8 protein-coding genes are annotated in these 7,743 nt (G+C 28.6%); 7 read left to right on the forward strand and 1 reads right to left on the reverse strand.

Annotated features, from left to right (window positions below; all coding sequences use genetic code 11):
* The 7 genes from tgt to U9O55_00480 form a co-directional block, all read left to right on the forward strand.
* Positions 1–1,059 (forward strand): tRNA guanosine(34) transglycosylase Tgt (tgt, locus tag U9O55_00450; GenBank protein ID MEA2088303.1); only part of this gene is annotated, 1,059 nt, incomplete at its 5' end.
* 188 nt (positions 1,060–1,247) lie between these two features.
* Positions 1,248–1,760: a hypothetical protein gene (locus U9O55_00455; GenBank protein ID MEA2088304.1), complete on the forward strand. Its 513-nt coding sequence runs from the start codon at positions 1,248–1,250 to the stop codon at positions 1,758–1,760.
* 2 nt (positions 1,761–1,762) lie between these two features.
* Positions 1,763–2,644 (forward strand): hypothetical protein, encoded by an 882-nt coding sequence (locus tag U9O55_00460; protein MEA2088305.1) that lies wholly within the window; start codon positions 1,763–1,765, stop codon positions 2,642–2,644.
* An 8-nt stretch (positions 2,645–2,652) separates the two neighbouring features.
* Positions 2,653–3,756 carry a PDZ domain-containing protein gene (locus U9O55_00465; protein MEA2088306.1) on the forward strand — a complete coding sequence of 368 codons (1,104 nt, stop codon included), beginning with the start codon at positions 2,653–2,655 and terminating at the stop codon, positions 3,754–3,756.
* A gap of 95 nt (positions 3,757–3,851) precedes the next feature.
* A complete protein-coding gene (gene gap, locus U9O55_00470; protein ID MEA2088307.1) occupies positions 3,852–4,862 on the forward strand; it encodes a type I glyceraldehyde-3-phosphate dehydrogenase in 1,011 nt (336 codons plus the stop codon).
* A gap of 134 nt (positions 4,863–4,996) precedes the next feature.
* Positions 4,997–6,715 (forward strand): single-stranded-DNA-specific exonuclease RecJ, encoded by a 1,719-nt coding sequence (gene recJ, locus U9O55_00475; GenBank protein ID MEA2088308.1) that lies wholly within the window; start codon positions 4,997–4,999, stop codon positions 6,713–6,715.
* A 16-nt stretch (positions 6,716–6,731) separates the two neighbouring features.
* Positions 6,732–7,166, forward strand: a complete 435-nt coding sequence (locus tag U9O55_00480) for a ribonuclease HI family protein (protein MEA2088309.1) — start codon at positions 6,732–6,734, stop codon at positions 7,164–7,166.
* 80 nt (positions 7,167–7,246) lie between these two features.
* Here U9O55_00480 and U9O55_00485 read toward each other — a convergent pair.
* Positions 7,247–7,743, reverse strand: a 497-nt coding sequence (locus U9O55_00485; GenBank protein MEA2088310.1) for an IS30 family transposase, incomplete at its 5' end; no start/stop codon positions are given.

The raw sequence follows: 7,743 nt of genomic DNA on the forward strand, positions 1-7,743 counted from the left end.
ATAATTACAAAAAGAGGCGCTATCAGCACCCCTTTTTTTATGCCAGACGCCACGCGCGGATATATTAAATCTCTTGGGAACAGCGAGCTTTGCAAAATGAACATTAACGCAATGGTTGTGAATACTTATCATCTTTATCTCCAGCCAGGAATCAAAGCAATAAAAAAAGCCGGCGGAATCCATAAATTTATGGATTGGAATGCTCCATTGCTTTCTGATAGCGGAGGATATCAGGTTTTTTCACTAATACATCAAAATTCTAATATGGGAAAAATTACAGACAGCAAAGTTGTTTTCCGCTCGCCAATCAACGGTTCAATCCATAATTTAACTCCTGAAAAATCCATTCAAATACAATTTGACTTAGGTGTTGATATGATTGTTTGTTTGGATGATCCAGTTCCTAATCATTCCAGCAAAAATAAAACAGAAAAAGCCGTTAAAAGAACTATTGCTTGGGCAAAAATATGCAAGCGAGAATATAAAAAACAAATTAAAAAAAGAAAAATAAAAATAAGCGAACGACCTTTGATTTTTGGAGTTATACAGGGCGGTAATTTTTTTGATTTGCGAAAACATTGCGTTGAAGAGTTGGTAAAAATAGGGTTTGACGGCTATGGATTTGGCGCGCGGCATATTGATAAAAACGGCAAATTTTTAAAAAAAATTTTGCAATTTACGGCTGATTTAATTCCAGAAAATTCTTTAAAATTCGCTCTAGGGGTTGGAACCCCTGACGATATTGTCCGCTGTGTTAATATGGGCTGGGATATGTTTGATTGCGTTATTCCAACACGCGAAGCTCGGCACGGAAAGCTGTTTTTATGGAAAACAGATAATCTAAATAAAAAAAAATTTTATAAAACAATCAATATTGCTAACGCCAAATTTAAAAATAATTTTAATATAATAGAAGGCAAAAATTCTAACAGCAAAATATCTTACGCTTATCTTAACCATATTTTTAAAACAAAAGACGATCTTGGAAAGCAAATAGCCATTATTCATAACCTAAAATTTTATATGGAGTTAATGAAAAAAATACGAAAAAATTTGTAGTCATTGCGAGTGAAGCCCCAATATTCATCTGGATAAACTCCGCAATCCCATAAATATTATTGCCAATCTCGGGGTTGTTTCGTCGTCATCCGAAATTATTCAAAGGATTCCTCGCAAAGACACTCAATTTTTAGTTTGCTTTTATATTTTTTAGATGATAAAATATTTTATGTAAAAACTATAAAATTATGGAATTAGAAAAACAAAAAAATCAAAAAATTAAATTTCAGCTGATATTTGCGTTCGCGATATTATTTGTTATTTCTTTGCTATTTGGATTTTTGATTATTAACAAAAGCTTTTTTTTAGATAAAAAAGAAAAAAATTACGCCGATAATCAAAAAACAATTATAAATAAAAATAAAGAAACAGAAAATCCGTATGACAAAAATCCATTGCCTCCTGCTGACCAAGAAAAATTAAAATCTGAATACAAAGAAAAAATAAAAAAAATTATAGATTCTTATGAGGAATCAAAAACAATAAGCAATACTGGATTTTGGGCGGATTTTAGCTATTCAACCTTGGATAAACTTTTTAATATGATTGTTCCAGCAAATAAGAAAGAATTTCACTTAAAATTAGTAAGAGGGTTTAATATTATAAATCAAAGCGCGAATAACAAAATCTCGACAGATGGGATAGGAAACGGTTTTGAAATGGTAGATAATGCCATTAAAAAATATTTAGAAAAAAAATAAAAATGTTTAAAAAAATTTTCAACCTTAAAAGATTAAATTCTTTTTTTTCCGCGATTATAGTTTTTATCGTAATGGAAATTTTAGTTTTTAAACCAACATTAATTTGGCTGGCGAGCATATTTATTGTTGCGCTTATATTTTTTTCTGTTTGGAGAATCCTGCCTAAAAGCGTTTCAGCGAGAAAAGAATTAAATAATGAAAATGATATTTTAATTAAAACAATTAAAATTATCAAAATTTTTTTAATAGATAAAAACTATCTGTTTTTTATCGCGCCGTTATTTTTATTTTTAGGAAGTCTTTCTTTTCTTTTGTTTTTGAGAAATATTTTTTTCACGCATTTGTTAATTCTGTTTTTTACTTTTTTTTATTTTTTGTTTTTAGAGGTTTTATTTTTTTATTTTTATTCGCCTTCTTTTTTAAAAAATTCTGAAACAGAATTTTCTTCCCAAGAACAAAAAAATTATTTTGTTACAAATATTTTTACTGTTATTAATCTGCTATCTTTGTTTTTTATTTATTCCACTCTTTTTTCTTTATTATACCTTTTTAACTTTTCATTAACAAAAATTATTTTGCTGGTGATTTTTATTAGTTTTTTATCTAATTATTATCTATTTTTTATATATAAAATTCCGAATAAAATTTCACATTTTTATAATGTAGTTATAACTCTTGTTATAATAGAATTTTTTTGGGGCATTGCTTTTTTGCCAATAAATTTTTATATAAGCAGTCTAATTCTTATCAGTGTTTATTATGCTATTATAGGAATGACATATTTTCATTTTAAAAATGATTTAAATAAAATAAGAGTTTTTAGGCACTTGACAATAAGTTTATTAGTTATAATTTTATCTATGGCTACCGCCAAATGGGCTTAATTTATTTTATGTTTAAAAAAATTCAAAATTTATTTTTTGTGTTATTATTGACAGCTATTGGCTTTATATCTGGAATATTAGGATCATTGTATATTGAAAATAATTTATTACAGCTAAATGCATCTTATGATAAATACATTCAGGCAAGTGACGCGTATCAAAAAAATGAGCTAATATTTTTAAATGATAATAAAAACGATTTTTCAATGGATTATTTCGCAAAGAGTATAGTTGCGATTATTAAAACAAAAGAAAAAACTAATGATTTTTTGAATAATTTTTATTCAGAAGAAGATATTATAGGATATGGCTTTGTTTTAACTAATGACGGCTGGATTGTTGCTTCAGCCGATATGGATAAAGAAAAAAATAGTGATTTGGCTATTTTAAATGATAATCAAATTTTTTCTTTTCAAAAAAAAGCGCTTGATCCTTGCTCTGGAATTTTATTTTTAAAAGTTGAAACTAATGAAAAAAAATTAACAACAATAAAGTTAGGCAATTCAGATAAAATTAAACTTTTTGACAAAATAATAAGCATTGACCTGTTTAATAACGCGTTTGAAGAAAAAATAACTAATACAGGTAAAATTGAAAATTTTATTCAATCAAGTGAAAAATTAGAAAAAAGAATAATTATCAACAGAGTTGTTGATTCAGGATTGCCGTTTGTTAATCAATATGGAGAAATAATTGGAATTGTCAGCAAGACAGGCAAAAATTCATCAGAGCTAATTCCTGTTAATTATTTTAAAGACAAAATAAATAATATTTTGAAAACAGGGGAACTAAAAAGAATATTTTTAGGGGTAAATTATATTGATTTGTCTAGATCTTTTCAAAATAGCCAAATCAAATCTGAAATTAAACAACAAAAAGGAGCGTTAATTTATGATTTGCAAAAAGCTAATGCGATAAAAGCTAAAAGCCCGGCTGAAAAAGCAGGCTTAAAATATAATGATTTAATACTTTCAATTGAAGACGAAAATTTGGGAATAAATAAAAGTTTAAATGAAATAATTCAGGAATATAAAGTTGACAGCGAAGTTGAGCTGGAGGTTTTGAGAAAAGGGAAGGTAGAAAAAGTTAAGGTTAAATTAGAGGAGCTGTAAAAAAATTTAAAAAAGTGAAATAAATTCTTGGCAAGAGTTTTAAATTATATATAATACCAATATAAATAATTTATTAATTATCTAAAATATATTTTATGGTAAAAGTAGCAATTAACGGTTTTGGCCGAATTGGCCGGGCTGTTTTTAAAATTTTAATTGAAAAACATAAAAATTTACAAATAATAGCGATTAACGACTTGACTGACACAAAAACTTTGGCGCATCTTTTAGAATATGATACAATGTATGGAAAATGGGACAAAAAGATTGGATTTAGCAAAGACAGCATTATAGTTGATAATAAAAAATATAAAGTATTCGCGGAAAAAAATCCAACTGAACTGCCTTGGAAAAGACTGGGCGTATCAACTGTTTTGGAATGCACAGGTCTATTCAGAACAAAAGAGCTATGTAAATTGCATTTGAATGCGGGAGCAAAAAATGTTATTATATCAGCTCCGGCAAAAAGCAATGATATTCCGATTTATGTTTTGGGCGTTAATGAAAGAAAAATTAAAAAAACAGACAAAATTATTTCAAATGCCTCCTGCACTACTAATTGCATCGCGCCGATTGTTGAAATATTAGAAAGAAAGATCGGGATTAAAAAAGTTATGATGACAACAATCCATTCTTACACTTCTGACCAAAATTTAGTTGACGGTCCGCATAAAGATTTGCGAAGAGCGCGAACCGCTGGACAAAATATTATACCAACAACAACAGGGGCCGCGTTGGCAACAATCAAAACAGTTCCAAAATTAAAAGGAAAATTTGATGGAATTTCAATAAGAGTTCCTACAGCGCTTGTTTCAATGTCTGATTTTGTTTTTTTGTTAAAAAAGAAAACAGACACGGAAAAAGTGAACAAAATTTTTGTTCAAGAAAAAAAATCAAAAAAATATCGAGATGTTATTGACATAACTGATAAACCATTAGTTTCATCTGATTTTATTAAAAATCCTTACTCAGCAATTATTGATCTTTCTATGACAAAAATAGTTGATGGGGATTTGCTAAAAATTGTCGCTTGGTATGATAATGAGTGGGGTTATTCTAACCGTTTAGCGGAAATAACAAAGTTAATCGCAAAAATTCAAAAATAATTTACTAAAAATTAAAAAATGTTTTCAGAAAAAAAAGGCCGCTGGCATAAAATATTTTGGACTATAATTGTGATATTAATTGGCATTAGTATGATTTTTTGGACGCTTGGTCCTGCTTTTATGTATTAGCCTATATGCAAAAAAAATGGAAAGTCGCGAAAAAAATAAATAAAGAATTAGCAAATAAATTTTTAGAAATAAATCCAATTACGCTTCAGCTATTAACAAATAGAAAAATTACAAAACAAAACAAAATCAATGAATTTTTATTTCCTGATTATGGACGATTGAACGATCCTTTTCTTTTTTCTGATATGGAAAAAGCTGTTGAAATTATTAAAAAAACGATTAAAGAAAAAAAGAAAATAATTGTTTTTGGAGATTATGACGCTGACGGAATAACTTCCAGCGCTGTTTTAATAACCTGTTTAAAAGAACTTGGCGCGAAATGCAATGTTTATATTCCTGACAGAAAAAAAGAAGGATATGGTTTAAACGCGAAAGCCATTGAAATTTTATCAAAGGAAAAAACAGATTTGATTATAACAGTTGATTGCGGAATTAGCAATTGTAAAGAAATAAAAATGGCAAAAAATTTAGGAATGGAAGTTATAATAACAGACCATCATTATCCATCAGAAAAAAAACCTGATTGTTTAATAATAAACGCGCAAGTTGATCATAATTATCCTTTTAAAGAATTAGCCGGGGTAGGGGTTGCTTTTAAATTATGCCAAGCTTTGTTATCTAAAATCAGTAAAAAAGACGACTCTAAAAAAGAAGCTTTCGCGAAATGGCTTTTAGATTTAGTCGCGATTGGAACAATCGCGGATTGCGTTTCTTTGATTGGTGAAAATAGAATTTTAACAAAATACGGATTAGTTGTTTTAAATAAAACCAAACGAGAAGGGCTAAAATCTTTGGTTGAAAAAGCTTCTTTAAAATTTGGAGAGATTGGAAGTTATGATGTTTCCTTTCGTTTGTCTCCGAGAATCAACGCAGCAGGAAGAATGAATGACGCGATAATCGCCTATAATCTTTTAATGTCAAACTCATCTGAAAAATCTAGTAAAATTGTTGAAATTCTAAACCAGCTTAATATAGAAAGGCAAAAAATTACGGATTTAATCGTAAAAAAAGCAATAGAAGATATTGGGAAAAATCCAAAAGAAAAAATTTTGTTTTCTTTTCAAAAAGATTGTCCTATTGGAATTTTAGGATTAGTCGCTGGAAGAATCACTAATTATTACAGCAAGCCATCATTTATTCTATCTGAAAGAGGTAAACAAATTATTAGCTCAGGAAGAAGTATCCAGAAATTTAATTTAGTCAAAGCTTTAAATATGATGAGCGATCTATTTTCTCATTTTGGCGGACATAGCCAGGCTTGCGGATTAACTTTAACAAGCAAAAACGCATTAAACCATTTTAAAAATAGAATATTGAAAATTGCTGATGAAGAATTAATTGAAAAAGATTTGCGCCCTGTTTTAGAAATTGACGCTGAAATAAATTTAAGCGATATTAATTGGAATTTTTTTGATGATCTTTCTAAATTCGCACCTTTTGGGCAAAGTAATAATAAACCGCTTTTTGCAAGCAAAAATTTGAAAATACTTTCTTCAAGAGAAGTTGGAAAAAATGGAAATCATCTAAAATTTTCCGTGAGCGATGACGCTTATGAAGGAGGATGCGGATGGGATTGCATTGGATTCGGGCTTGCGGAAAATTGGCGCGGAAAATTAAAGCAAGGAGATTTAGTTGATCTTGCTTATTATATAGAAGAAAATTGCTGGAATGGATCGCGTGAAATTCAATTAAAAATTATTGATTTAAAACACTCGGAAAAATAAATTAACAAAAAATTTTATGCAAAAAGTAATTATTTACACGGATGGAGCGGCGCGAGGAAATCCCGGTCCAGCTGGAATTGGAATTTTAATAAAAAATATAGGCGATGACAAAAAATATTGCGAATATATTGGCGAAACAACAAATAATGAAGCTGAATACAGAGCCTTGATTTTTGGATTGAAAAAAACAAAAAGTTTGCTTAATAAACAAAAATCAAAGCAAACAGAAATAGAATGTTTTTTAGACAGCGAACTTATTGTAAAACAGTTAAGCCATCAATATAAAATTGAAAATGAAAATATGCAAAAATTTTTTTTAACAGTTTGGAATTTAATACTGGATTTTAAATCAGTTTCTTTTTATCATATACCAAGAGAACAAAACAAAGAAGCGGATAAATTGGCAAATCAAGGCATAGACAATAAATCTGGAGACGGCGGGTTAATTTAAAAATATATTTTAAGCTTAAATTCTATTCCAAAGCTTAATCGATAAATTGAAAATTTTTTTAAAATTTTTTTCAATTTTCTTTAAAACACTTCTATTGGTTTTTTATAGTTTAATCTTTTTCTTGGTCTATTGTTTATTAATTTTTCAGCTCTTTTAATTTCTTTTGTGGATATGTTGGCAAAATCTGTTCCTTTTGGGAAAAATTCTCTAACTAATCCGTTAAAGTTTTCATTGCATCCTCTTTCCCAAGAGTGATACGGATAAGCTCTGTAAACATCCATTTTAATTTTTTTCTCAAGCCACTCATCTTCTTTTCCTATCTCGGTTCCATTGTCATAAGTATAAGTGTATTTTTTCTTTTTGGGTATTTTATTAAATCTTTTCTTTAACTTTTCATGAACTATTTCCATGCTAACCTTATTTAATTTATCAATCAAGCCATAACCGCTTTTTCTGTCAACATTTGTCAGTAATCTTTTTTTTCTATCTTTGCCAATAATCGTGTCTCCTTCCCAGTCTCCGATTCTTTTTCTTTTTTCCACAATCTTTGGTCTGGTGTCAATTCGCTTGATTTTGG

It is taken from the genome of Patescibacteria group bacterium (assembly GCA_034660655.1).
Taxonomy (GTDB): Bacteria; Patescibacteriota; Patescibacteriia; order JAACEG01; family JAACEG01; genus JAACEG01.